Origin of the sequence: Caulobacter sp. (assembly GCF_017744445.1) — a bacterium.
Taxonomy (GTDB): domain Bacteria; phylum Pseudomonadota; class Alphaproteobacteria; order Caulobacterales; family Caulobacteraceae; genus Caulobacter.
On the sequence record NZ_JAGIBH010000024.1, the window covers coordinates 1 to 23,595 of the forward strand.

Annotated in this window: 20 protein-coding genes and 1 pseudogene; 14 read left to right on the plus strand and 7 right to left on the minus strand. The window is 68.5% G+C overall.

Annotated elements, in window-relative coordinates; genetic code table 11:
- A partial coding sequence (locus J7528_RS22485) for a valine--tRNA ligase (RefSeq protein ID WP_291879238.1) occupies positions 1 to 2,206 on the plus strand: 2,206 nt, incomplete at its 5' end.
- A gap of 175 nt (positions 2,207 to 2,381) precedes the next feature.
- Here the strand turns inward: J7528_RS22485 and J7528_RS22490 are convergent.
- Positions 2,382 to 3,035, minus strand: a complete 654-nt coding sequence (locus J7528_RS22490) for an HAD-IA family hydrolase (protein ID WP_291879240.1) — start codon at positions 3,033 to 3,035, stop codon at positions 2,382 to 2,384.
- A gap of 88 nt (positions 3,036 to 3,123) precedes the next feature.
- Between J7528_RS22490 and J7528_RS22495 the strand changes: the two genes are divergently transcribed.
- From J7528_RS22495 to J7528_RS22505, 3 genes are read left to right on the plus strand one after another with little or no spacing between them, the layout of a single operon-like run.
- Positions 3,124 to 4,656, plus strand: a complete 1,533-nt coding sequence (locus tag J7528_RS22495; RefSeq protein WP_291879243.1) for a serine hydrolase — start codon at positions 3,124 to 3,126, stop codon at positions 4,654 to 4,656.
- Positions 4,653 to 6,404 (plus strand): class I adenylate-forming enzyme family protein, encoded by a 1,752-nt coding sequence (locus J7528_RS22500; RefSeq protein ID WP_291879246.1) that lies wholly within the window; start codon positions 4,653 to 4,655, stop codon positions 6,402 to 6,404. The genes J7528_RS22495 and J7528_RS22500 overlap by 4 nt, the downstream gene beginning before the upstream one ends.
- Positions 6,405 to 6,409: 5 nt before the next feature.
- The gene (locus J7528_RS22505; RefSeq protein ID WP_291879248.1) at positions 6,410 to 6,766 is read left to right on the plus strand and encodes a DUF1801 domain-containing protein; all 357 of its coding nucleotides are present in this window, start codon (positions 6,410 to 6,412) and stop codon (positions 6,764 to 6,766) included.
- Here the strand turns inward: J7528_RS22505 and J7528_RS22510 are convergent.
- Positions 6,763 to 8,250, minus strand: coding sequence for an amidase (locus J7528_RS22510; protein WP_291879251.1), 1,488 nt, complete (start codon positions 8,248 to 8,250; stop codon positions 6,763 to 6,765). The genes J7528_RS22505 and J7528_RS22510 overlap by 4 nt on opposite strands.
- 134 nt (positions 8,251 to 8,384) lie before the next feature.
- On the opposite strand from J7528_RS22510, the gene J7528_RS22515 reads away from it, so the two are divergent.
- Entirely contained in the window at positions 8,385 to 9,128 is a 744-nt protein-coding gene (locus tag J7528_RS22515) for a TlyA family RNA methyltransferase (RefSeq protein ID WP_291879255.1), read from the plus strand.
- A 37-nt stretch (positions 9,129 to 9,165) separates the two neighbouring features.
- Here J7528_RS22515 and J7528_RS22520 read toward each other — a convergent pair whose 3' ends face one another.
- Complete coding sequence (locus J7528_RS22520; RefSeq protein WP_291879258.1) at positions 9,166 to 9,813, minus strand: hypothetical protein; 648 nt, start codon at positions 9,811 to 9,813, stop codon at positions 9,166 to 9,168.
- Between the two features lie 166 nt (positions 9,814 to 9,979).
- Here J7528_RS22520 and J7528_RS22525 point away from each other — a divergent pair, with 166 nt between their 5' ends.
- The 6 genes from J7528_RS22525 (at position 9,980) to J7528_RS22550 (ending at position 15,342) form a co-directional block, all read left to right on the plus strand.
- Positions 9,980 to 11,221 (plus strand): class I SAM-dependent RNA methyltransferase, encoded by a 1,242-nt coding sequence (locus J7528_RS22525; RefSeq protein WP_291879261.1) that lies wholly within the window; start codon positions 9,980 to 9,982, stop codon positions 11,219 to 11,221.
- Positions 11,222 to 11,229: 8 nt separating this feature from the next.
- Positions 11,230 to 12,288, plus strand: a complete 1,059-nt coding sequence (locus J7528_RS22530; RefSeq protein ID WP_291879264.1) for a class I SAM-dependent methyltransferase — start codon at positions 11,230 to 11,232, stop codon at positions 12,286 to 12,288.
- A gap of 7 nt (positions 12,289 to 12,295) precedes the next feature.
- Positions 12,296 to 13,318 (plus strand): acyltransferase, encoded by a 1,023-nt coding sequence (locus J7528_RS22535; protein ID WP_291879307.1) that lies wholly within the window; start codon positions 12,296 to 12,298, stop codon positions 13,316 to 13,318.
- 69 nt (positions 13,319 to 13,387) lie between these two features.
- The gene (locus tag J7528_RS22540) at positions 13,388 to 13,783 is read left to right on the plus strand and encodes a YciI family protein (RefSeq protein ID WP_291879267.1); all 396 of its coding nucleotides are present in this window, start codon (positions 13,388 to 13,390) and stop codon (positions 13,781 to 13,783) included.
- Positions 13,780 to 15,033, plus strand: coding sequence for an RNA polymerase sigma factor (locus J7528_RS22545; RefSeq protein ID WP_291879269.1), 1,254 nt, complete (start codon positions 13,780 to 13,782; stop codon positions 15,031 to 15,033). Before J7528_RS22540 ends, J7528_RS22545 begins: the two co-directional genes overlap by 4 nt.
- Positions 15,034 to 15,111: 78 nt before the next feature.
- On the plus strand, positions 15,112 to 15,342 hold the full coding sequence (locus J7528_RS22550; RefSeq protein WP_291879272.1) for a hypothetical protein: 231 nt from the start codon (positions 15,112 to 15,114) through the stop codon (positions 15,340 to 15,342).
- On the opposite strand, the gene J7528_RS22555 is transcribed toward J7528_RS22550, so the two are convergent.
- Both J7528_RS22555 and J7528_RS22560 read right to left on the minus strand, forming a co-directional pair.
- The gene (locus J7528_RS22555) at positions 15,339 to 15,755 is read right to left on the minus strand and encodes a response regulator (protein WP_291879275.1); all 417 of its coding nucleotides are present in this window, start codon (positions 15,753 to 15,755) and stop codon (positions 15,339 to 15,341) included. The genes J7528_RS22550 and J7528_RS22555 overlap by 4 nt on opposite strands.
- Positions 15,755 to 18,946 carry a PAS domain S-box protein gene (locus tag J7528_RS22560; RefSeq protein ID WP_291879278.1) on the minus strand — a complete coding sequence of 1,064 codons (3,192 nt, stop codon included), beginning with the start codon at positions 18,944 to 18,946 and terminating at the stop codon, positions 15,755 to 15,757. The genes J7528_RS22555 and J7528_RS22560 overlap by 1 nt, the downstream gene beginning before the upstream one ends.
- A 173-nt stretch (positions 18,947 to 19,119) precedes the next feature.
- On the opposite strand from J7528_RS22560, the gene J7528_RS22565 reads away from it, so the two are divergent.
- From J7528_RS22565 to J7528_RS22575, 3 genes and pseudogenes are all read left to right on the plus strand, one after another.
- On the plus strand, positions 19,120 to 20,205 hold the full coding sequence (locus tag J7528_RS22565) for a PA0069 family radical SAM protein (protein WP_291879282.1): 1,086 nt from the start codon (positions 19,120 to 19,122) through the stop codon (positions 20,203 to 20,205).
- A 178-nt stretch (positions 20,206 to 20,383) separates the two neighbouring features.
- Positions 20,384 to 20,839 carry a cell wall biosynthesis glycosyltransferase gene (locus tag J7528_RS22570; protein ID WP_291879285.1) on the plus strand — a complete coding sequence of 152 codons (456 nt, stop codon included), beginning with the start codon at positions 20,384 to 20,386 and terminating at the stop codon, positions 20,837 to 20,839.
- 37 nt (positions 20,840 to 20,876) lie between these two features.
- Positions 20,877 to 21,033 (plus strand): annotated as a pseudogene (locus tag J7528_RS22575) (hypothetical protein); the annotation flags it as partial.
- Here J7528_RS22575 and J7528_RS22580 read toward each other — a convergent pair.
- Both J7528_RS22580 and J7528_RS22585 read right to left on the minus strand, forming a co-directional pair.
- Positions 21,013 to 22,632, minus strand: coding sequence for a lytic transglycosylase domain-containing protein (locus J7528_RS22580; protein ID WP_291879288.1), 1,620 nt, complete (start codon positions 22,630 to 22,632; stop codon positions 21,013 to 21,015). The pseudogene J7528_RS22575 and the gene J7528_RS22580 overlap by 21 nt on opposite strands.
- Positions 22,633 to 22,692: 60 nt before the next feature.
- Positions 22,693 to 23,505 (minus strand): uracil-DNA glycosylase, encoded by an 813-nt coding sequence (locus J7528_RS22585; RefSeq protein ID WP_291879291.1) that lies wholly within the window; start codon positions 23,503 to 23,505, stop codon positions 22,693 to 22,695.
- Positions 23,506 to 23,595: the final 90 nt, after the last annotated feature.

Here is a 23,595-nt window from a genome sequence, read left to right on the forward strand (position 1 = left end):
CCTGGTCAACTGGGACCCGCAGTTCCAGACCGCCATCTCCGACCTCGAGGTCGAGCAGAAGGAGGTCGACGGCGCCTATTGGCACTTCGCCTATCCGCTGGCCGACGGCGTCACCTACCAGCACCCGATCGCCTTCGATGAAGACGGTAAGGCCACCGAGTTCGAGACCCGCGACTACATCGTCGTGGCCACGACCCGTCCCGAGACCATGCTGGGCGACACCGGCGTCGCGGTTCACCCCGACGACGAGCGCTACAAGGGCTTGGTCGGCAAGTTCGTGACCCTGCCGATCGTCGGCCGCCGCATCCCGATCGTCGCCGATGACTATGCCGATCCGACCAAGGGCTCGGGCGCGGTGAAGATCACGCCTGCCCACGACTTCAACGACTTCGGCGTTGGCAAGCGCGCTGGCCTGGAAGCGATCAACATCCTGACGCCGGAAGCCAAGCTGAACGACAGCGTGCCGGCTGAATATGTCGGCAAGGACCGCTTCGTCGCGCGCAAGGAGATCGTCGCCCGCGCCGAGGAAGAGGGCTGGCTGAAGGAGATCGAGAAGACCAAGCACATGGTCCCGCACGGCGACCGTTCGGGCGTGGTCATCGAACCCTTCCTGACCGATCAGTGGTACGTCGACGCCAAGACCCTGGCTCAGCCGGCCCTGAAGGCCGTCGAGACTGGCGAGACGGTCTTTGAACCCAAGCACTGGGAAAAGACCTACTTCGAATGGCTGCGCAACATCGAGCCCTGGTGCGTCTCGCGCCAGCTCTGGTGGGGCCACCGCATCCCGGCCTGGTTCGGCCCGGACGGCTCGATCTTCGTCGAGGAAACCGAGGAAGAGGCCTATGCCGCCGCCAAGGCCCAGTTCGGCGCCGACGTCGTCCTGACCCAGGACGAGGACGTTCTGGACACCTGGTTCAGCTCGGCCCTGTGGCCGTTCTCGACCCTGGGCTGGCCGGAAAAGACGGCCGACCTGGCCAAGTTCTACCCGACCAGCACCCTGGTCACCGGCTTTGACATCATCTTCTTCTGGGTCGCCCGGATGATGATGATGGGCATCCACTTCATGGGCGAGGCCCCGTTCAAGCAGGTGTTCATCAACGCCCTCGTCCGTGACGAGAAGGGCGCCAAGATGAGCAAGTCCAAGGGCAACGTGATGGATCCGCTGATCCTGATCGACGAACTGGGCTGCGACGCGGTGCGCTTCACCATGACGGCGATGTCGGGCCAGGCGCGCGATATCAAGCTCAGCAAGCAGCGCATCGAGGGCTATCGCAACTTCGGCACCAAGCTGTGGAACGCCTCGCGCTTCGCCCAGATGAACGAGTGCGTCCGCGTCGAGGGCTTCGATCCTTCGACCGTGCAGCAGCCGATCAACAAGTGGATCCGCGGCGAGACGGTCAAGACCGTGGCCGAGGTCACCAAGGCCCTGGAAGGCCCGGCCTTCGACGAGGCCGCCGGCGCCCTGTACCGCTTCGTCTGGAACGTGTTCTGCGACTGGTACCTGGAACTGGCCAAGCCGATCCTGAACGGCGACGACGCCGCCGCCAAGGCCGAGACCCGCGCCACCGCCGCCTGGGCGCTGGACGTGATCCTCAAGCTCCTGCACCCGGTGATGCCGTTCATCACCGAGGAACTGTGGGAAAAGACGGCCGAGTTCGGCCCGGCTCGCGACAGCATGCTGATCTCGGCCCAGTGGCCGGACCTGCCGGCTGACTGGATCGACGCCGAAGCCGAGGCCGAAATCGGCTGGCTGGTCGGCACGGTCGGCGAGATCCGCTCGATCCGCGCCGAGATGAACGTGCCGCCGTCGGCCAAGCCGGCGCTCAGCGTCGTCGGCGCCGGCGCGGAGACCAAGGCCCGCCTGGCCCGTCACCGCGACCTGCTGCTGACCCTGGCCCGCCTGGACAGCGTCCGTGAGGCCGATGCGGCGCCCGCGGGTTCGGTCCCGATCGTGATGGGCGAGGCGACCGGTGCGCTGGGCATCGCCGACTTCATCGACCTGACGGCCGAGAAGGCCCGCCTGACCAAGGAAATCGCCGGTCACGCCGGCGAGATCGAGAAGGTCAACAAGAAGCTCGGCAACCCCGACTTCCTGGCCCGCGCCAAGGAAGAGGTCATCGAAGAGAACCGCGAGCGCCTGGCAGACGCCGAGGCCGCCAAGGCCAAGCTCGAAGCGGCGCTGAGCCGCCTGGAGTCGGTGGGGTAACGATCCTCGCAACACCCAACCCGCCTTCCTCGCCCTTGTGGCGAGGACCCATGGGGCGGCTGGGCTCTGAACTTTAGGGAAGGGCGCGTCCGGTGTGGGTGCGCCCTTTCTTGCATCTGAGCGGTTGAACGATGGGTCCTAGGCACAAGGCCTAGGAAGGCAGGTTCTGTGGGGTTCAGAACGCGAGTGCGCCCGACGTGGTGACCACGAGCGGCCCGTACCCCGTCACCCCCGGATGCGGCGTCTCCAGGGGATGGCTGTGCGTGGCGGTGACCACCACCACCTTCGCGCCCGCCGCTTCGCCGGCCGCGATGCCCGCAGGGGCGTCCTCGAACACCAGGCAGTCTTCGATCGGATGGCCCAGGCGCTGGGCCGCCAGCAGGAAGCAATCGGGCGCTGGCTTGCCGCGATCGACGTCCTCGGCCGTGATCAGCACGGCGGGGATCGGCAGGCCGGCCGCCGCCAGGCGCACCTTGGCCAGCTCGCGCGGGGCCGAGGTGACGACCGCCCAGCGATCGGCGGGCAGGGCGTTCAGGAAAGCGGCCGCGCCTTCGATGGCGTCGATGCCGTCCGTGTCGGCGATCTCGGCGTCCTTCAGCCACAGAACCTCGGCGTCCTCGTCGACATCGGGAATGTTGAAACTGCGCACCGTCTCGACCGCGCGGCGGCCGTGGATGGACTTGCACACCGCCTCGACGTCCAGCCCGTGCTTGCGCGCCCAGGTCCCCCAGACCCGCTCGCTGGCGACGATCGAGGTCAGGACCGTGCCGTCCATGTCGAACAGGAAGGCGGCGAACGGACGATCGGGAAACAGCAGGGACTGGGACAACGCTACGCTCCGGTTCATGACCAAGGATTAACTGGGCCGGGACAGGCCAGGCTGTTCTCTTGCCGCCCTCGACGAGGGAGTGCGGGCGATGAGAACTCTGAGTCTGGGATTGCTCATACTGGGCTTGGCCGGCGGCAGCGTCCAGGCCGCGCCGGACCCCGTCGAACGCGCCGACGCCATCGTCCGCCGCGCCATGGCCGAGCAGCATATCCCCGGCCTGCAGATCGCCGTGGTCAAGGACGGCAAGATCGTCATGTCCCGCGCCTATGGGGTCGCCGATCTGACCAAGCAGACCCCGGTGACGCCGGGGACCGTCTTTCCGATCAACTCGATCACCAAGGCCTTCACGGGCGTGGCCGCCATGCGCGAGGTCGAGGCTGGGCGGCTGGACCTGGCCAAGCCGATCGGCAGCTATGTCGAAGGTCTGCCAGAGGCTTGGCGCGGGATCGAAGTCCGTCGGCTGCTCAGCCACACCTCGGGCTTGCCGGATTTCGACGACAGCGACGGCGACGCGAAAGCCGCCTGGGCGATCACCGTGGCCAAGCCGATCCGGTTCCCGCCCGGTCAGCGCTTCGAGTACAATCAGACCAACTACGCCCTGGTGCAGATGGCCATCAACGGCCTGCGGGGCAGGGCGCCCGACGCCACCTTGGCCGGCGAGCAGATCGCCTTGGCCAACATGACCCACACCGGCTTTGGCGACGCCCGCGACGCCGGGCCCGAGCGGGTCACCTCGTACGGCTACCGCAAGGCGACGCCAGACCAGCCTAACGTTCGCATTGAGATCTTCTCGCCGATGCACCGTGCGGCGGCCGGGATGATCACCACGGCCAATGACGTGGCGCGCTGGATGATCGCCCTGGAAGGCGATGTCCTGCTGAAGCCGGCGACCAAGCAGGTGATGTGGACGCCGGTGACCTATACGGACGGCAAGGTCGGCCAATGGGGCATGGGCTGGCTGGTCATGGACCGGCCAGCGCACCGGGCCGTCGCCATGACCGGCGGCAGCCGCTCGGCCATGTACCTCTATCCGGACGACAAGGTCGGGGTGGTCGTCCTGACCAATCTGGGCGGCTCCGCGCCCGAGGACCTGGTCGACGAGATCGCCCAAGGCTTCATCCCCGGCATGACCCTGACCGGCGTCTCGGCCCTGCGCGCGACGCTGGCGGGGCAGGAGAAGGCCGATCCCGCCGCCACGGTGACGGCTTTCCGGAAGGCCAATCCGGGTTTCAAGGCCGACGAGCACGAGCTGAACGATTGGGGTTATCGCCTGATGGCGTTCGGCAAGCCGCGCTCGGCCCTGGCGGTGCTGAAGCTGACAGCTGATCTCAACCCAACCAGCGGCAACGCCTTCGACAGCCTGGGCGAGGCCTATGCGGCCAATAGCGACACGACCTCGGCGATCACCGCCTACGAGCGGTCGCTGCTGCTGGATCCCACCAACAAGAACGCCGTGCAATGGCTGGAGAAGCTGAAAAGTCGCCCGGCTAGGGTTGTAACTTATCAATGTTCTCCTAGCGTCAAACAGACGTTTGCATCCCGCTTCCGGCTGTGCTCTCTGGTCGTCGAACGCGCTCGATCAAACAGAGTGCGACACCGATACCGAGGGAGTTCCGTATGACCCAGGCCGCCTCCAAGCCCGCGCCGTGGCCCGCGATGTCCGTCCAGCAGGCCTATGCGCTGATCACCGCGCCCGGCACGCCCGGCGAAATGGAGGAGGTGGAGATCCGGGGCGTGAAGACCCGGACCTGGAAGAACGCTCCGCCCACGCTGCGCGACACCGTCGCCTTCGGCCGCTCGCACGGCGAGAAGATCTTCCTGGTCCACGAGGACGAGCGGGTCAGCTTCGAGGCCTTCTACCGCGCCGTGACCCACATGGCCGCCGAGCTGGAGGCCGCTGGCGTCCAGAAGGGCGACCGGGTGGCCATCGTCATGCGCAACCTGCCCGAATGGCCGGTGGCCTTCTATGGCGCGCTGTCGCTGGGCGCGATCGTCACGCCGCTGAATGCTTGGTGGACGGGCCCCGAGCTGGAATACGGCCTGGTCGATTCCGGCGCCAAGATCGCCATCGTCGACGTAGAGCGCTTCGAGCGCATGGCCGAGCATTTCGACCGCTGCCCGAACCTGGAGCGCGTCTATGTCAGCCGCTCGAAAGAAGAGATTGCTCACCCGTATGTGAGGCGCTTGGAGAAAGCGATCGGCTGTCCCAACGACTGGGCCAAGCTGGACGAGAAGCCGCTGCCGACCATTGCGATCGGGCCGGACGACGACGCGACCATCTTCTACACCTCGGGCACCACGGGTAAGCCCAAGGGCGCGATCGGCACGCACCGCAACGTCAACAGCAACATCTTCGCCGCCGCGGCCGCCGGAGCCCGCGCCTTCCTGCGTCGCGGCGAGGCGCCGCCCCAGCCAGATCCCAGCCTGCCGCAGAAGGGCTCGCTGCTGTCCGTGCCGTTCTTCCACGCCACGGGCTGCTTCGCGGTGCTGAACCCCTCGCTGTTCGGCGGCGCCAAGCTGGCCATGATCCGCAAGTGGGATCCGGAAAAGGCCATGCAGCTGATCCAGGACGAGAAGCTGACCCAGATGGGCGGCGTTCCGACCATCGCCTGGCAGATCATCGAACACCCCTCGCGCCCGAACTACGACCTGTCGTCGCTGGAGACGGTGGCCTATGGCGGCGCGCCGTCGGCCCCGGAGCTGGTGCGCAAGATCAAGGAGCTGTGGCCCAAGTCCTCGCCCGGCAACGGCTGGGGCATGACCGAGACCTCGGCCACGGCGACCAGCAACTCGGCCGAGGACTATGAAAACCGTCCCGACAGCTGCGGTCCCGCCGTGCCGGTGACGGACCTCAAGATCATGACCATCGAGAAGCCGTATCGCGAGCTGCCGATCGGCGACGTCGGCGAGCTGTGGTGCAAGGGCCCGCAGGTCGTGCGCGGCTACTGGAACAAGCCGGAAGCCAGCGCCGACACCTTCGTCGACGGCTGGGTGCGCACGGGCGACCTGGCGCGCCTGGACGCCGAGGGCTTCTGCTTCATCATCGACCGCGCCAAGGACATGCTGATCCGCGGCGGCGAGAACATCTACTGCATCGAGGTCGAGAACTGCCTCTACGACCATCCGGCGGTGATGGACGCGGCCCTGGTCGGCATCCCGCACAAGACCCTGGGCGAGGAACCGGCGGCGGTCGTGACCCTCAAGCCTGGCGCGGAAGCGACCGAGGCCGAGCTGCGCGCCTTCGTCGCTGACCGTCTGGCGGCCTTCAAGGTGCCTGTGAAGGTAGTGTTCTGGCCCGAGACCTTGCCGCGCAACGCTAATGGCAAGATCATGAAGAACGAACTCAAGAAGGTGTTCGTCGAGGGGTAGGGATCATGGTCCAGTCGAAGGCGGCGACGGTCGATGACTTCATGCAGGAGGTCGCACTCGACCGCCGCCCGGCGCTGGACCGACTGCGCGAGCTCTGTCTCCAGACCTTCGGGGCGGAGCACGAGCTGATGGCTTTCGGCATGCCGGCCTATGGCCCGCCGAAGCTGCCGTGGATCGCCTTCAACAGCCAGAAGCAGCACATCGCTTTCTATGTCGGCCAAACCGCCATGGACGCCTTCGACGCGCGCCTGGCCGGTGTCGACCACGGCAAGGGCTGCATCCGCTGGCGCAAGCCCGACAAGATGGACTTCGCGCTGATCGCGGATATGCTGGAGCATGTCCGCGACCGGACGCAGAGCTAGAGACTGACCGGCGGCTTGCGGTGCGCCCAGGGCTGGGCGGCCTCCAGCTGATAGGCCAGCTGGAACAGCAGGGCCTCGCCGCCCGCACGGCCGGCGATCTGCACGCCCACTGGCAAGCCGTCGGCGGTCCAGTGCAGCGGCACGCTCATCGACGGCGCGCCGGCGACATTGTGCAGCGGGGTGTAGCCGACATAGGTCAGCAGCCGCGCCTGCAGCTCCTGGAACGGAACCCAGCCCGCGACATAGCCCAGCTCGACCGGCGGCTTGCCCAGCACCGGCGACAGGATGACGTCGTACTTGGTCAGCCAGGCGTCATAGGCCTTGGTGTTGGCGTTCAGGCGGTCGATGGCGGCGGGCAGAGCCTCGGGCGGCAGCTGGCCGACCAGCTTGGCCATGCCAAGGCTAAACGGCTCTAGCACGGTGTCGTCGGGCGCGCGGCCCATGGCCTTGCCGACCCCGGCGACCAGCTCGGCCGCGCCGCTGGCCCAGAGCACCGTGAAGTCCATGCCGAACTGCCCGCCGTCCATCGGCCAGGCGGTGGGCTCGACCTTGTGGCCCAGGCTTTCCAGCAGCTTGGCGGCGTTGTTGACGGCGGTCTGCACCTCGGGATCGGGCGTCACGCCGGTACCGGTCTGGACGATCAGCCCGACCTTCAGCGTCTTCTTCAGCGGTTCGGTGACCACGCCGATCGGCTTGAACACCTGGTCGGCGCCGGTGCGCTCGGTGGCGGCCAGCAAGGCGGCCGAGTCACGGACGCTGTGGCTCAGGGCGTGCGAGACCGAGATGTCGAGGCCGCGCGTGCTGGGGCGGCCTGGCAACATGCGGCCGCGCGAGGGCTTCAGGCCGAACAGGCCGCAATTGCTGGCGGGGATGCGGATCGAGCCGCCGCCGTCGCTGGCGTGGGCGATCGGGATCATGCCCGAGGCCACGGCAGCCGCCGCGCCGCCCGAGGAGCCGCCCGACGAGTGCGCGGTGTTCCACGGATTGCGGGTGGGCTGGAAGCCCATCGGCTCGGTGGTCGGCAGAAAGCCGTATTCCGGCGTCGCCGACTTGCCGATCACCACGAAGCCGGCGGCGTCGAAGGCGTCGACATAGGGCGTCTGCGTGGTGTCCGGCGGGCTTCGCAGGCCGCTGCGCGAGCCGTTGCGGGTGGGCAGGCCCTTGTAGGGATCCAGGTCCTTGACCATGAACGGCACGCCGGCGAACGGGCCGTTGAGCTGGCCGGCCTTGGCCTTGTCGAGGGCGCGGTCGAAGTCGGAGGTGACGATCGCGCCGACCTGGGGCTGCAAGGCCTCGGCCTTGCGGATGGCGTCCTCGACCACCTCGGCGGCGCTGACCTCCTTGCGACGGATGCGGCCGGCCAGTTCGGTGGCGTCGGGGGTCCAGGGCGCGGGTGCGGACATGGTCTTGGGCTTTGCCTCCACTGAAGATGCGGCCGCCACGGCGGCGGATGCGGCCATGAGGCCGCGACGCGTGAATCGCATCGGTTGTTTCCCCCTCCCAGAGCATGGCGTCGCCACGCTCAATCCCAAATATGATTGGCGTCTTGCGCGCCGGTGATCAGCGTTCAGTTGAACCCGAAGAGACCGCGGCCGCAAGCCCGTGCTAGAGGGCGGCGATGACCCGCAAACGTATTGATGTCCTGCTGGTGGAGCGCTGCGTGTTCGACAGCCGCGCCAAGGCGCGCGCGGCGATCGAGGCCGGCCTGGTCCGTGTGGGCGATCGCGTCGTCTCCAAGCCCTCGGAAGCCGTCGATGAGGATGCGCAGATCGTCGCCGAGGCCGCCCATCCCTGGGTGGGGCGGGGGGCGCTGAAGCTGGTCCATGCGCTGGATCTGTGGCCGATCGCGGTCGAGGGGCGGGTGGCGATCGATGTCGGCGCGTCCACGGGCGGCTTCACCGAGGTGATGGTCTCGCGCGGCGCGGCCAGGATCTATGCGGTCGATGTGGGCCGCGACCAGCTGCATGCGACGCTGAGGGGCGATCCGAAGGTCGTCGACCTGTCCGGCACGGACGCGCGGGCGCTGGGTGCCGAGCTGATCCCTGAGGCGCCGCAGTTGGTGGTCAGCGATGTCAGCTTCATCTCGCTGACCAAGGCCCTGCCGGCGGCGCTGGACCTGGCCGAGCAGGGCGCGGACCTCGTGGCGCTGATCAAGCCGCAGTTCGAGGCCGGGCGGGACTTCGTCGGCAAGGGTGGGCTGGTGAAGGACCCCGAGGTCATCGCCCGCGTTCAGGGCGAGATCGTTGATTTCCTGGAAGCCTCGGGCTGGTCGGTGCAGGGCCTGGCCGAAAGCCCTATCACCGGCGGCGAGGGCCAGGTCGAGCGCTTAGTCTGGGCGCAAAAGAAATCGGCCGCTCCATAGGAGCGGCCGATCGTCTACCACAAGGTGCTTTGAGAACTTAGTCGACGACCTGGTACTTGCCGTTGGCGTCCGGGCAGACGCGCACGAAGCGCTTCTGGGTGCGGCCGTCGGGCAGGTAGATGGGGCTTTCGGCCAGGGTGCAGCCGTTGACGTCGGCCTGGCCGCGGCTGTCGTTCACGCGGTAGCCTTCACGACGCTCGTACGAACGCTCGTAGTAGCTGTCGCGATCGGCGTCGCGGCGAGCGTCTTCGTACGAACTGGAGCGGTAGCCGCGGTCGTAGTCGTAGCTGTCGTTATAGGCCGACGGCGGCGGGGGAGGCGGCGGAGGCGGAGTGCGGCCCGGCGTGCAGGCGGCCGAGTTCTTGCCGATGTTCGAGCCGATCACCGCGCCCAGCAGGCCGCCCAGGACCGCGCCTTCGGTCTTGGCGCCGCGCGCGGCGACGCCGCCGCCGATGCCCGCGCCGATGGCGGCGCCGGCCAGACCGCCGCCCGTGCCACGCTGCGTCGTCGAGCGCTGGCAGGGATCATAGTAGCCCTGGCTGTACGCGCCGCCGCCGTAGGGCGTCGTGCCATAGGCCTGGGCCGAGGCCAGGGTCGGCGTCAGCACGCCACAGACGAGGGCGGCAGTGACGCCCAGCACGGTCTTCATCTTGGAGGTCCTGCTCTTCGAAGCGGTCATGGTCATGAGAGAGCTTGTCTTTTTAAGGGGCGGCCATTTTGTGACCGCCACGCCCATCCGTTGATCTAGGTATGCGCCGGCCAAGATGAACGGTGGCTGACAGGTTTCTTCACCGAACAGAAAATCGTCCGAAGGCCGCGCTCAAGCCCCGGTTTTGGGGTATGGACGGCTCATGCAAGAACTGACGATCAACGCCATCGGCGCCCAGGGCGACGGTCTCGCCCGCTTTGCCGACGGCAAGCCGGCCTTCGTGCCCCTGACCCTGCCGGGCGAAACGGTGCTGGCGAAGATGGACGGCGCGCGCGGCGAGGTCGCCGAGATCCTGAAGGCCAGCGCCGAGCGGGTGGACCCGACCTGCAAGCACTTTGGCCACTGCGGCGGCTGCGCGATGCAGCACTGGGCGGCGCAGCCTTATCTGGGCTGGAAGGCCGAGCAGGTCCGCGTCCAGCTGTCGATGGAAGGCCTGGAGACCGAAATCCTGCCGACCTTCGCCGCCCCGCCGGCCTCACGTCGCCGGGTGGCGCTGCACGCCCGCAAGGTGAAGGGCGGCGCCAAGCTGGGTTTCAAGGAGCGCCGCTCCTGGAACCTCGTGCCGATCGAGGAGTGCCCCGTCACCGACCCGCGCCTGATCGCCGCCCTGCCGGCCCTGGCGCGCCTGGCCGAGCCGTTCCTGGAGCATCCGAAGTCCGCGCCGACCCTGCACGTGACCCTGACCGGCACGGGCCTGGACATCGACGTCACCGGCGTCGAGCGAAAGTCGGGAGGCCTGTCGGCCGACGCCCGCATGCGTGCGGCCATGGCGGCGGGCGAGGGCGACTTCGCCCGCGTCACCCTGGCCGGCGAGACCGTCTATGGCGCGCGCCAGCCGCTGGTGAAGCTGGGCCCCGCCATCGTGGCCCTGCCGCCGGGCAGCTTCCTGCAGGCCGTGCCGGCCGCCGAGCGGGCCATGGTCGACTTCGCTGTCGCCGAGTCCCAAGGCGCCGGCCGCATTGCCGACCTCTATTGCGGCGTCGGCACTTTCACCTTCCGCCTGGCCGAGGTGGGGGCGGTTCACGCCGCCGAGATGAGCCCGTCGGCCATCGCCGCCCTGAAGGCCGCGATCGGTCCGACGCCGGGTCTGAAGCCGATCAATGCCGAGGCCCGCGACCTGGTCAAACGTCCCGTGCTGAGCACCGAACTGGCCAAGACCGATGTCGTGGTCATCGACCCACCGCGCGCCGGGGCCGCCGAGCAGACGGTCGAGATCGCCAAGTCCAAGGTCGCCAAGGTGGTTAGCGTCTCGTGCAATCCGGCGACCTTCGCCAAGGACGCCCGCGTCCTGGTCGACGCCGGCTTCCGCCTGGACAAGGTGCTGCCCGTGGACCAGTTCGTCTGGTCGCCGCATATTGAGCTGGTCGGGGTGTTCACGCGCTAGGAGCGGGCATGGACGAGCGTCGGTCGAGAGCTGCTTTCACGGTCGACGCCGCGGGCCAGCGGGCCAGGGCGATGGTCAAGGCGGCGTGGTGGACGGCGACCGGTTCGCTGGCCCGCTCGCTGACCCAACCGACCAAGGGCGAGCAGGCCCGCAGCTTCTCGCCCAAGTCCGCGCCGGCCGCGAAGGGCAGCTTGCGGAAAGCCTATCTGGAGGCGTTCGAGAAGGACGCCCGAGACGTTGCCGCTGGTCTTTATCCCGCCGTCGAGGACGGTTTGGTCCGTCCCTCGGCCGCCTTGCGAGAGGCCGCCGACTTCATCGTCGACGCCTTCGAGGTCGATCAACGGCGTCGCCGGGGCGATGGCGTCGAGGTTCGCGATGCGGTCGATAGTCAAGCTTATCCAAACTATTACCGCCAGAACTTCCACTACCAGTCCGGCGGCTGGTTCACACCCGAGAGCGCCCGCCGCTACGACGCCCAGGTCGAGGCGCTGTTCTCCGGCACGGCCGGAGCAATGCGTCGGCGAGGGCTGTCGCTGCTAGCCAAACACTGGCGCGGCCGTGACCATCGCGACGCGAAAATCCTTGATGCGGCTTGTGGTTCGGGCGCGTTCCTCAAGGACTTGAAGGCGGCATTCCCGCGCGCCGCAATCGCCGGTCTGGACCTCTCGGAGGCCTATCTGGCGGAGGCGCGCAAGCGGACCGGCGCGGGCGGGATAAAGGCTAACGTCGAAGCTCTGCCATTCGCGGATTCCACATTGGACGCCGTGAGTTGCGTCTATCTCTTCCACGAACTGCCACCCCGCGTACGACCCGTCGTGGCGGCCAGCCTGGCGCGGGTTCTCAAGCCCGGCGGGGTGCTGGTGTTCGTGGACTCGGTGCAACCGACCGACACGCCGGACTTGGCCCGGCTGCTGGAAGCCTTCCCGGTCTATTTTCACGAGCCTTACTACGGCAGCTACGCCGAGACCGATCTGGTCGCCCTGTTCGCCGACGCCGGCCTGCGGGTGATCGGCGAAGACCGCGCCTTCCTGACCAAGGCCTTGCTGCTGGAGAAACCCGTCGGCTAAGCAAGGGCTGGGTCGAGGGGCGGACGGTTTGCAAGCGTACGAGACGAGGCGACGATACGAGACGCTGGACGGCCTGCGCGGCGTCGCGGCGGTCGGCGTCATGCTCTACCACATCGGCAGCTGGACCGGCCGGCCCTGGGTGGTCGCGCACGGCTACCTGGCGGTCGACTTCTTCTTCTGCCTGTCGGGCTTCGTGTTGGCCCATGCCTATGGTCGGCGCGAGATCGGCTGGCTGGGCTTCATGCGCCAGCGGCTGGTGCGCCTGTGGCCGCTGATCGCCGTGACCATGCTGGCCGGGGCCACGGTGATCATCCAGCACCGCGAGCATGTGCCGGGGTGGCTGGGCCTGGGCCTTTTGATGATCCCGCGCGTGTGGGTCGACGACACTGGCTTCTCGCCGCTTTTCCCTTTGAATCCGCCGGCCTGGTCGCTGTTCTTCGAGCTGGTCGTCGGCGCGGCCTGGTTCCCGCTGCGGCGGCTGGGCGTCATGGGCCACGTGCTGATGATCGTGCTGCTGATCCCGGTCATGGCCTATGTCGCGCACGGCATGGGCGGGGTGCTCACCGGCTGGGATCGCGGCACCTTCGTGATCAGCTTCCTGAGGACGATCTTCGCCTTCCTGCTGGGCTGGGGTTGCTATCGGGTCCAGGCCTTCACCGAGCTGGCGGTCCCGGCCTGGGTGCTGGCGGTAATGCTGGCCGTCGTGATGTGCGTCCCGTGGACGCCTCTGAACTGGCTCTACGACTTCGTCTGCGTGAGCATGGTCTTCCCGCTGATGGTGCTGGCGGGGCGGAAGGACTCCGACGGTTTCCTGGGCGCGTTGTGCCGCGTTTCCGGCGCGATCTCGTATCCGCTGTACGCCCTGCATTGGCTGGGCTGGGAGCTGATGCTGCGGCTGTTCCGGGCGATCGGCGGCAAGGGTTATCCGCTGGGCTTCGCGGCCGTCGCCATCCCGGTGATCCTGGCCTTCGCCTGGGCCGTGCTGAAGTACTACGACGAGCCGGTTCGGCGCCGGCTGAGGCGCCTCTAAAAAATTCTCGAGGCGATGTCGGATGCGGGCATAGTCCGCCGTCCTAGGGACGGAAGCAAAGGACTGCCCATGCTCTACGCCATACTCTGCTACAACCAGGAAGACGTGATCTGCGGCTGGTCCAAGGACCACGAGGACGAGGTCATGGGCAAGCTGATCGCCGTCCAGGAGAACCTGGCCAAGCAGGGCCGCCTGGGCCCCGTCGCCCGCCTGATGCCGACCACCGCCGCCACGACCTTGCGCAAGGACCGCGAGCCGCCGCTGGTGCTGGACGGCCCGTTCGCCGAGACCAAGGAACAGCTGCTGGGCTTCTACGTCGTCGATTGCGACAGCCTGGAAGGCGCGCTCGACATCGCCCGCGACCTGGGCAAAGCCAATCCGGGCGGCTCGTACGAGATCCGTCCGATCGCGATGTTCAACCCGGCCCCGACTCCAGAGTCCATTGGGGAGGCCGTTGAAGCGTGACCGACCTGGGTTGGATCGAGGGAGCGCTCACCGCCGCCCGGCCCCAGGCCATGGCGGCGCTGCTGCGCTACTTCCGCGACATGGACGCGGCGGAGGAGGCGTTCCAGGACGCCTGCCTGCGCGCCCTGAAGAGCTGGCCCAAGAACGGCCCGCCCCGCGATCCGACCGCCTGGCTGATCATGGTCGGCCGCAACGCCGCCATCGACGCTGTCCGGAAGACCAGCCGCAACACCGCCTTGCCGCCCGAGGAGCTGCTCTCGGATCTCGAGGACGCCGAGGCCGAGGCCGCCGAGCGGCTGGACGGCTCGCACTATCGCGACGACGTCCTGCGGCTGCTGTTCATCTGCTGCCACCCCGACCTGCCCGCCACCCAGCAGATCGCCCTGGCCCTGCGCATCGTCTCGGGCCTGTCGGTCAAGGAGATCGCCCGCGCCTTCGTGGTCGGCGAGTCGGCCATGGAGCAGCGGATCACCCGCGCCAAGGCCCGCATCGGGGCCGGCGACGCGCCGTTCGAGGCGCCGGGCCCGATCGAGCGCGCCGAGCGCTTCGCGGCGGTGGCGGCGATGATCTACCTGGTCTTCAACGAAGGCTATTCGGCCAGCGGCAAGGCGGTCGAGGCCAAGGGCGGCCTGTGCGACGAGGCCATCCGCCTGGCCCGCCTGCTGCTGCGCCTGTTCCCCGCCGAGCCTGAGATGATGGGGCTGACCGCGCTGCTGCTGATCCAGCATGCTCGCTCGGACGCTCGCTTCACTGCCGACGGCCAGGCGATCCTGCTGGAGGATCAGGACCGAAGCCTTTGGAATCGCCAGATGATCGGCGAGGGGCTCGCTCTCATTGACAAGGCGATGCTGAAGCGCGATCCGGGGCCGTACCAGGTGCAGTCCGCCATCGCCGCCCTGCATGCCCGCGCCGGGACGGCGGCGGACACCGACTGGGGCGGAATCGACGCCCTCTACGCCACGCTGGAGATCATGCAGCCCTCGCCGGTGATCACGCTGAACCGCGCGGTGGCGACGGCCAAGGTGCGAGGACCCGAGGCGGCGCTGGCGATGATCGAGCCGCTGGGCGCGCGCCTGGAGGGCTATTTCCACTATCACGGCGCGCGGGGCGCCTTCCTGCTGCAGGCCGGTCGCAAGGCCGAGGCCCGCGAGGCTTTCGACCGGGCGATTTCGCTGGCCAACACCGCCGCCGAGGCGGCCAATATCCGCCAGTACCTGGACCGCGTGACCGCCGAGGCGGAGCGGAGCTGATCCGCAGCGAGCGCCATCTGTTTCACGCCGGAACTTGGCCGACGAAGGCGGGGTTCCCTCCTGAAACAGGAGGACCTCATGGCCCAACATTCCGACAACACCGAACGCTGGGGCGGTCCCGGTTCCAGCCACGAAAACCGCGACAAGTCCCCGCCGGATCCGACCGTGAAGGATCCCGACGATCCCGATCGCTACAGCCGCCACAGTAAGGTCTCCGGCGGCGGCGGCGAGACCGATCTGCGCCATGCGCACGATCCTCAGCTCAACCATGACCGCGAGGCCAGTGACGCCGAGAAACGCAAGGCCTAGTCCAGGATCAGCTCGTCGGAGGCCTTGGCCTCCGACGTCTTGGGCGGGACGGGGCCCTTCAGGACGGTCTCGATGCGCTTGAGCAGGTCCTGGGGCTTGAAAGGCTTGGCCAGGTAGCCGTCGGCGCCTTGCTCCAGGGCCTGCATGATGGTGGCCGGATCGCGATGGGCGGTGATCATCAGGATTTTCGGTCGACCAGGGCGGGCGCGCATCAGGCGCAGGACGTCCAGGCCGTTCATGCCGGGCATGTTGATGTCCAGCAGGACCAGGGCGAAACCCTCGCGACCCAGCAACTGCATGGCCGTGTCGGACGAGGCGGCGGTGACCACCTTGAAGCCCTGCTGCGTCAGCACAAGGTCGACGAAGTGCCGGATCATCGGGTCGTCGTCGACGATGAGGATGCGGTTGGGCATCAGGCCGCGACCTCGTGCGGGAGCGCTCCTTCCAAGCGGGCGATCCAGGTCGCCAGCACGCGCTCGGCGGCGTCGGCGGCCGTGCGGGCGGCGGCGAAGGCGTTGGCCGAAGGCTCGCCGGCGCGCAGGCAGTCCTCCAGCACCCGCGCGGCCCCCGACAGGCGCATGAAGCCCAGCAGGCCCGCCGAACCGGCGGTGGTGTGGGCTTCTTCACTCAAGGTCCGCGAGGCGGGATCCCGCAGCACCGCGTCCAGCTGGCCGCGCAGCAGGCGGGCCATCTTCAGGCTGGCCTCGGCGCCCATCAGGGCCTCCAGAGCGTCGCGGGCCTGGCGCTCGTCGTCGAGCTCGTCGGCGGGCGAGGGGGCGGGCGCGTGGTCGCCCAGCAGGTGCTGGGCCAGGGCCTGTTCCAGCTGCTGCTCCGAGAGGGGCTTGAGCAGGTAGTCGGTCATGCCGGCCGCCTTGCAGGCGGCGATCTGGTCGGGCGTGCCGCCGGCCGTCAGGGCCAGGATCGGCGCGTCGGTCAGGCCTCGGCGGCGGATCTCGCGGGTGGCGGCGCGGCCGTCCATCACCGGCATGTGCACGTCCATCAGCACGAGGTCGTAGCGAGCGGTCTCCAGCGCGGCGACGGCCTCGGCGCCGTCGGCGGCCAGGCCGACCACGCAGCCGCGCCGCTCCAGCAGGGCCTTGAACAGCTCGCGGTTCAGCTCGGTGTCGTCGACCAGCAGGACGCGGCGGCCTTCGAACCGGCGCAGGGCCTTGGGCGCGCCGACCGTGACGATCGGGGCGGCGACGGCCAGATCGATCTCGAACCAGAAGGTCGAGCCTTCGCCCAGCGTGCTCTCGACACCGATCACCCCGCCCATCAGCTCGACCAGCTCGCGGGAGATGGCCAGGCCCAGGCCCGTGCCGCCGAACTTGCGGGTGATGGAGTCGTCGGCCTGCGAGAAGCGGGTGAACAGGCGGCCCAGGGCGTCAGGCGCGATGCCGACCCCTTCGTCGATGACTGCGACTCGCAGGCGCTTGCGGCCGGCGGGGGCGTCCAGCGGCGTGACGTCGACGCTCACGGCGGCGTCCTTGGTGAACTTCACCGCGTTGGACAGCAGGTTCAGCAGCACCTGGCGCAGGCGGAAGGCGTCACCCTCGACCCAGCCGGCGGTGCGGCCCGCCCGGCGCAGGGACACACCGCGCTCCGAGGCTTGCGGTTCGACCATGGCCAGGGTGTCGGAGACCAGGTCGTCCAGGCTGAAGGGCTTGGCCTCCAGCGCCACGGCGCCGGCGTCCAGCTTGGAATAGTCGAGGATGTCGTTGATCAGGACGTTCAGGCCTTCACCGGCGGAACGGACACGCTCGGCGTTGCGGCGATCGCCCGGGGTCAGCTCGCGGCTGTCGGTCAGCAGGCGGGCAAAACCGATGACGCTGTTGAGCGGCGTGCGCAGCTCGTGGCTCATGGTGGCCAGGAACTCGGCCTTGGCGCGGGCGGCGTCCTCGGCGACGTCCTTGGCCACGGCCAGCTGCTCGGCCATGGCCGCCAGGGAGAGGGTCTGGCGCTCCAGGGCGTCCTGGGCCTCGATGCGGGCGGTCTGGTCCTGGACCTGGGCGATGAAGTGCTTTGGCGCGCCGTCGGGGCCGCGCACCAGCGACACCGACAGATGCACCCAGACCAGCCGGCCGTCCTTGTGCAGGTAGCGCTTGTCCATGCCGTAGGTCGAGATCTCGCCAGCCAGCAGCTGCTGCAGCAGGGAGAGGTCCTTCTCCAGGTCCTCCGGGTGAGTGATGGTCTGGAAGTCGGTCGCCAGCAGCTCTTCGGGCAAATAGCCGACGATGCCGCAGAAGGCGTCGTTGATCTTGTGGAAGCCGCCTTCCAGCGTGACCAGGGCCATGCCGACGGCGGCGTGGTCGAACGAGGTCTCGAAGATCTCCATCTGCGCTCGGCGGGCCGAGATGTCGTGCATCAGGGCGGTGAAGGTCCAGCCGTCCGGCCCTTCGGCGCCGCTGATGGCCAGCTCGATAGGGAAGGCCTCGCCGGACTTGCGTAGGGCCGGCACCTCGATGCGCTGGTCGATCACCGCGCTCTCGCCGGTGCGCAGGAAGCGAGCCATGCCCCGGTTGTGGGCGCTGCGGTGTTCCTCGGGGATGATGAAGTCGCTGAGGCGCTTGCCGATCGCTTCCTCGGCCGTCCAGCCGAAGGTCTGCTCGGCGAAGCGGTTCCAGCCGGTGACCTGGCCGGCCTCGTCGATCGTGACGATGGCCTGATAGGCGTTGGCCACGACCTTGCGGGCATGAGCCTCGCTGGCGCGCAGTTGGTTCTCGCTGCGGCGCAGGGCCTCGAAGGCGGCGTTGCGGGCGGTGACGTCTTCCAGCACGCCGAAGACGGCCACGACCTTGCCGGTCTCGTCATACTCGCTGGTGGCGCGGCCCAGACCCTGGCGAACCTCGCCGTCGGCGCGCATCAGGCGCAGCTGGTGCTCGACCAGCGGCTCGCCCTTCACGACCCGGCCAAAAGCGGCGCGGGCGGCGGCGCGGTCGTCGGGGTGATAGAGGTCCAGCCAGTTGTCGGAGGACGGGATGAAGGTCTCCGGTGTCAGGCCGTAGATCTTGTAGACCTCGTCCGACCAGTGGATCGCCCCGGTCAGCAGATTGGCGCGCCAGTGGCCGACGCCCGAGATGGTCTCGGTCATCTGGAGGAGGCGGCTTTCCTCCTGCAGGCGGCGCTCGTAGCGGGTCTTTTCCAGTTGAGCGACGACGGCGCCGGCCAGGACCTTCAGCTGGCTCTTCTGGGCGTCGGTGATCGGCGGGCGAGGTGTGCTGTCGATCACGCACAGGGTGCCCAGGTTGTAACCCTCGGGGGTGGTGAGCACCGCGCCGGCGTAGAAGCGGACATTGGGATCGCCCGTGACCAGTGGGTTGTCGGCGAAGCGCGGGTCCAGCGCAGCGTTCTCGACCACCATGATCTCGTTCGGCGGCAGCTTGATCGCATGGGAGCAGAAGGCTTGGTCGCGAGGCGTCGAACAGCCGTCCAGGCCTTGCTTTGACTTGAACCATTGGCGATCGCGATCGACCAGCGAGACGACGGCCATCGGGGTGTCGAACAGCTGGGCGGCCAGGCGTGTGATGTCGTCGAACACCGGCTCGGGCGCGGTATCCAGAACCCGGTACGAGACGAGCGCGGCGAGGCGTTCGCTTTCGGACATTCGACGCTTCCAACTTGGCCACGCAAACCTTTGCGCGGTCTGGCTTTCAGGATCGCCCGGATGAGCTTTCCAAAGGTTGAGCCGCGTGGTGAACGGGCTGCGACGGATTGGCGCAGCGTCGCGCAGTGAAATGAAGTTCTTGTTTTGTTCTGAATGGCGCGCATAATCACGCCATGGCCGAGGCAGTAAAATCGGCGCCGGCTCCCAGGGGGCGGGGCGCGAAGTCCAATCGAACAGGGCGTTTCGAGGCGAACCAGCGCGAGGCGTTCGACGACGGCTGGGGCGAGGAGGAAGAGCCCAAGCAGCTGAAGACCGAGCTGCAGGCGATGAAGTCGCGGACGATCATCGCCCGCAACCAAAGCCCGGATGTCGGCTTCGACCGCTCGATCAATCCGTATCGCGGCTGCAGCCATGGCTGCATCTACTGCTACGCCCGGCCGGCCCACGCGTATCTGGGCCTGTCGCCGGGCCTGGATTTCGAGAGCAAGATCTTCTTCAAGCCGCATGCGGGCGAGCTGCTGGAAAAGGAACTGGCCAAGCCCGGCTACAAGCCGGCGACCATCCATATCGGCGGCGACACCGATCCCTACCAGCCCGACGAGAAGCAGCTGCGGGTGACGCGGCAGGTGATCGAGGTGCTTGAGCGCTACAGTCACCCATTCACGATCATCACCAAGTCGGCCTTGGTGCTGCGCGATCTCGATATCTACAGCCGCCTGGCGGAACGGAAGCTGGCGCGGGTGGCGATCTCGATCACCACGCTGGATCGTCACCTGGCCCGCAGCATGGAACCGCGCGCGGCCACGCCGGGCAAGCGGATCGAGGCGGTGCGGCGGCTGACCGAGGCGGGCGTGCCGGTGACGGTGATGTTCGCCCCGGCCATTCCGGGTCTCAACGACCACGAGGTCGAAGGCGTGCTGGAAGCGGCCGCCAAGGCGGGCGCGCGCGGGGCGGGCTACGTGGCCCTGCGCCTGCCGCGCGAGATCGCCCAGCTGTTCGAGGAATGGCTCGAAACCGACCATCCCGACCGGGCGCGGCGGGTGATGTCGCTGGTGCGGCAGATCCGGCATGGGGAGGCCTACAAGGCGACCTGGGGCGAGCGGATGGTCGGCGACGGGCCGGTGGCCGAGGTGCTGCGACAGAGGTTCCACCTGGCGGTGAAGAAGTTCGGACTGGATCAGCCGTGGACGCCGCTGGATGCGAGCCAGTTCACGCCACCGAGGCTGGGGGGCAGTGGGCAGATGGATTTGTTCGGATAGCCGCTTAACGCCCCCTCCGTCTCGCTGCGTATCCGCAGCGATCCACCTCCCCCGTTTCACGGGTGAGGAGGTTGTCGCTTCTTTCCTGCCCCGCTTGCTGGGGAGGTGGCACGGCGAATACGCGCCGTGACGGAGGGGCGCTCTTGACCTCAAGCGCTTCGCTAGCCCAAGCAGGGCCATGATCTCCGTCGTTCTCGTCGCCTCCGAAGACCTGCCAGGCCTGGCCGCTCAGATGTCCATGCTGGTGCCCGCCGCCGTGGACGGGCTGGTCAAGGAGGTGATCTTGGTCGCCGATGGCGAACCCGGCGTGGAGGCCTTGGCCGAGGACAGCGGGGCGCGGCTGGTGCAGGCTTCCGGCGACCGCCTGGCGGCCGGCGTGGCGGTCGCGCGGGGCGACTGGATCCTGACCCTGCGCTCGGCCCCGGCGCTGCGTGAGGGCTGGCGGGAGCCGGTTGAGAAGCACCTGGCTGGCGGGGCTGGGGCGCCAGCGGTGCTGACCGTTCCGGGGGGGCTGCTCAGCAAGCTGTCGCCGCGTTTGCATGGAATGCTGGTGCGGCGGCTGGACTGGCCTGCGGGCGGTGGTGACGAGAAGGCTGTGGCGAAGGCGCTGAAGGCTAAGCGGCTGGACTACTAGGCCATCCAGCCACCCCCAAACACCGTCATTCCCGCCCTTGTGGCGGGAACCCCTCTGCCCGCCGCAGGTGCGGGAGGGGCGACCTGCTCAGCAGGTCGCTTGCATCTCACGTGTCAGCTGAACCAGGGGTTCCCGCCACAAGGGCGGGAATGACGGGAGGAGGAGGGCGCGGCCTAAGGCTGCGCCGACGCCAACGACGTCATCAGCTGATCAATGCTCGTCGGCGCCGCCACCTGCGGGTCGAGCCTGAAATCCACCGTCCGCGCGCCCGACGCCACCGCGTCCAGGGTCTTGTTCTCGGCGCCCATCAGCCGGCGATAGGTCCAGTAGCTGGCCATCACCTTCTCGACGTAGTTGCGGGTTTCCTTGAACGGCAGGCTCTCGATCAGCAGCAGGGTGTCGCAGTCGGCGCCCAACTGGGCGGCGGTGCGGTTCAGCGTGGCCGGGCCGCCGTTATAGGCCGCCACCGCGCGCAGCAGGTCGGGACTCTTGACGCCGCGATCCATCAGCCAGGTGAAGTAGTCCTGGCCGGCGCGGAGGTTGTAGGCCGGGTCGAACAGCGGGCTGTTGTCGGCCAACAGCTTGTCGTCGCCCACCACGTCGGCGGCCGAGGCCGGGCGCACCTGCATCAGGCCCATGGCCCCGGCGGAGGAGACGGCCAGCGGGTCGAAGCGGCTCTCCTGGCGCACCAGGGCGTAGACCATGGCCTTATCGATCGTGAAACCGCCCACCGGATCCAGCGGGGGCAGGGGATAGTCCTCGCCGCCGACCCGGCGCACCGGCCGGCCGGCATTCAGCGGAGCATTGGCGTTCAGGGCCAAGGCCAAGGCGGTCCAGTCGTCGCGCAGTTCCGGCGTATCGGCCAGCGACAGGCCGGCGCGCAGCTCCATGCCGGCTTCGCGCCAGCGGCCGACCTGAGCCAGGGCGGTGGCGCGATGGGCGCGCGGATCGTTGCTGACCAGGCGGTCCAGCGACGCGGTGTCCGGGCCGGCATAGCTGGCCCGGGTCAGCAGGCTGGCGATCGGGTCGAAGCTTTCTTCGGCCGTCGTCGTGATCCCGGCCATGGCCAGCTGGCGCACGGCGATCATGCCGTAGAAGGTGTGCGGCGAGCGGGCGGCCTCGCTGAGCAGGGCCTGGGCGTCGCGGCCGTGGCCGGCCTGGCTGGCGGTGCGGGCGGCCCAGAAGGCGCCGGCGGCGCGCAGCCACTCGTCTTCGTTCTGGTCGTGGGCGACCTGCTCGAAATAGGCCTGGGCGGCGCGGTAGTCGCCCAGGCGATAGGCCGAAAGCCCCGCGATCCAGGTCTCGCCGCCGGCGATGGCCAGGGCCAGGGCCTTCTGCACGTCGCCGGAATAGTAGGCTTCCCGCGAGGCGCGGCCCTTGTCGGCGGGCGGCGGCGCGGTGTCGTCGCCGATGAACAGTTCGGGGATCGGCGCGGCGGCGACACGCTTGCCGGCCGGCTTGCGCTTGAGCGCCAGGGCGTAGACGCGATCGGCGCCCGCTTCTTCGGGATAGGCGCGGAGCCACTTGGTCAGGTCGTCATAGCTGGCCGAGTAGCGGGTCGGGTGCATGACCTTGGCGAAGGCCAGGCGGCCGGCCAGGCTGTGGTCGCGGGTGTTGGCGTAAGCGGCCTCGGCGGCGTCGAAATCGCCGCGATCGGCGGCCGCGAAGGCGGCGCGATAGGCGCGGACATCTTCCGGAGATAAAGGGTCGAGGGCGCCCGCATGCGAAACGGAAGCCGTCGCGCACAGGAGAAGGGCCGAAAACACGGCAAGAGGGCGAGCCCAAAGCTTCAAAAAGTGATCCGCGCTCCCCCGCAGGCGCGCGTCCCCCGTTCCCACTAGTCGAACGACGTTTTAATGCGGGCGCTCGGGACGATCAAGCCGCTCGGTCAGCGTCAGAAGGTCCTGCCAGGCCTTCTTCTTCTGCGCGGGCGTGCGCAGCAGGAAGGCCGGGTGCAGGGTCGGCATGGCCGGAAGCTCGATCGACTTGTCGTCCGAGACCCATTCGAACCAGCGGCCGCGCATGGACAGGATGCCTTCCTCGCGCTTCAACACCGACTTGGCCGAGGCCCCGCCGGCCAGCATCAGCATCTTGGGTTTCACCAGCGCGATGGCGCGCTCGACGAAGGGGGCGCAGGTCGCCTGCTCCTGGGGCGTGGGCGTGCGGTTGCCGGGCGGGCGCCAGAAGACGGTGTTGGTGATGAAGACGCGGCCTTCCAGGCCGGCGGCCTTGATCATGCGGTCCAGCAGCTTGCCGGCGCGGCCGACGAACGGCTGGCCTTGAGCGTCCTCGTCGGCGCCGGGGCCTTCGCCGATGATCATCAGCGGGGCATCGGCGGCGCCGCGCGAGAACACGGCCTGCTTGGCGCCTTGGGTCTTCAGCGGGCAGCCATCGAAGGCGGCGATGGCGGCGGCCAGGGATTCCAGGTCGTCACAGGCGGCCGCGGCGGCCTTGGCCATGGCGACGGCCGAGCCGACGTCGGGACCACGCGAGACCACGGGCCGGGCGATGGCGACTGGAGGCGGCGGCTGGCTCTTGGCGCGCAGCATCGCCGCGCCCTCGGCTAGACGGTCGATCGGGGCGTCCGCGTACAAGGCTTCGACGCCCGCATCGGCCCAGAAGGCTAGCAGGCTTTCGACAGCGCGTTGATCGGCGGCGAGGCTCATGAGACCGTCTTAGCGCGGATCTTCGCCGGTCTCCACGCTGCGATGCAGCAAAAAAGAGACGCTAGGCGCTTGACCGCCACTACGTCACGT

Coding starts and splice junctions, on each gene's coding strand:
- J7528_RS22495 (WP_291879243.1), top strand. CDS start 3,124: ATGAGAACTCTGAGTCTGGGATTGCTCATACTGGGCTTGGCCGGCGGC.
- J7528_RS22500 (WP_291879246.1), top strand. CDS start 4,653: ATGACCCAGGCCGCCTCCAAGCCCGCGCCGTGGCCCGCGATGTCCGTC.
- J7528_RS22505 (WP_291879248.1), top strand. CDS start 6,410: ATGGTCCAGTCGAAGGCGGCGACGGTCGATGACTTCATGCAGGAGGTC.
- J7528_RS22510 (WP_291879251.1), bottom strand. CDS start 8,250: ATGCGATTCACGCGTCGCGGCCTCATGGCCGCATCCGCCGCCGTGGCG.
- J7528_RS22515 (WP_291879255.1), top strand. CDS start 8,385: ATGACCCGCAAACGTATTGATGTCCTGCTGGTGGAGCGCTGCGTGTTC.
- J7528_RS22520 (WP_291879258.1), bottom strand. CDS start 9,813: ATGACCATGACCGCTTCGAAGAGCAGGACCTCCAAGATGAAGACCGTG.
- J7528_RS22525 (WP_291879261.1), top strand. CDS start 9,980: ATGCAAGAACTGACGATCAACGCCATCGGCGCCCAGGGCGACGGTCTC.
- J7528_RS22530 (WP_291879264.1), top strand. CDS start 11,230: ATGGACGAGCGTCGGTCGAGAGCTGCTTTCACGGTCGACGCCGCGGGC.
- J7528_RS22540 (WP_291879267.1), top strand. CDS start 13,388: ATGCTCTACGCCATACTCTGCTACAACCAGGAAGACGTGATCTGCGGC.
- J7528_RS22550 (WP_291879272.1), top strand. CDS start 15,112: ATGGCCCAACATTCCGACAACACCGAACGCTGGGGCGGTCCCGGTTCC.
- J7528_RS22555 (WP_291879275.1), bottom strand. CDS start 15,755: ATGCCCAACCGCATCCTCATCGTCGACGACGACCCGATGATCCGGCAC.
- J7528_RS22560 (WP_291879278.1), bottom strand. CDS start 18,946: ATGTCCGAAAGCGAACGCCTCGCCGCGCTCGTCTCGTACCGGGTTCTG.
- J7528_RS22565 (WP_291879282.1), top strand. CDS start 19,120: ATGGCCGAGGCAGTAAAATCGGCGCCGGCTCCCAGGGGGCGGGGCGCG.
- J7528_RS22570 (WP_291879285.1), top strand. CDS start 20,384: ATGATCTCCGTCGTTCTCGTCGCCTCCGAAGACCTGCCAGGCCTGGCC.
- J7528_RS22585 (WP_291879291.1), bottom strand. CDS start 23,505: ATGAGCCTCGCCGCCGATCAACGCGCTGTCGAAAGCCTGCTAGCCTTC.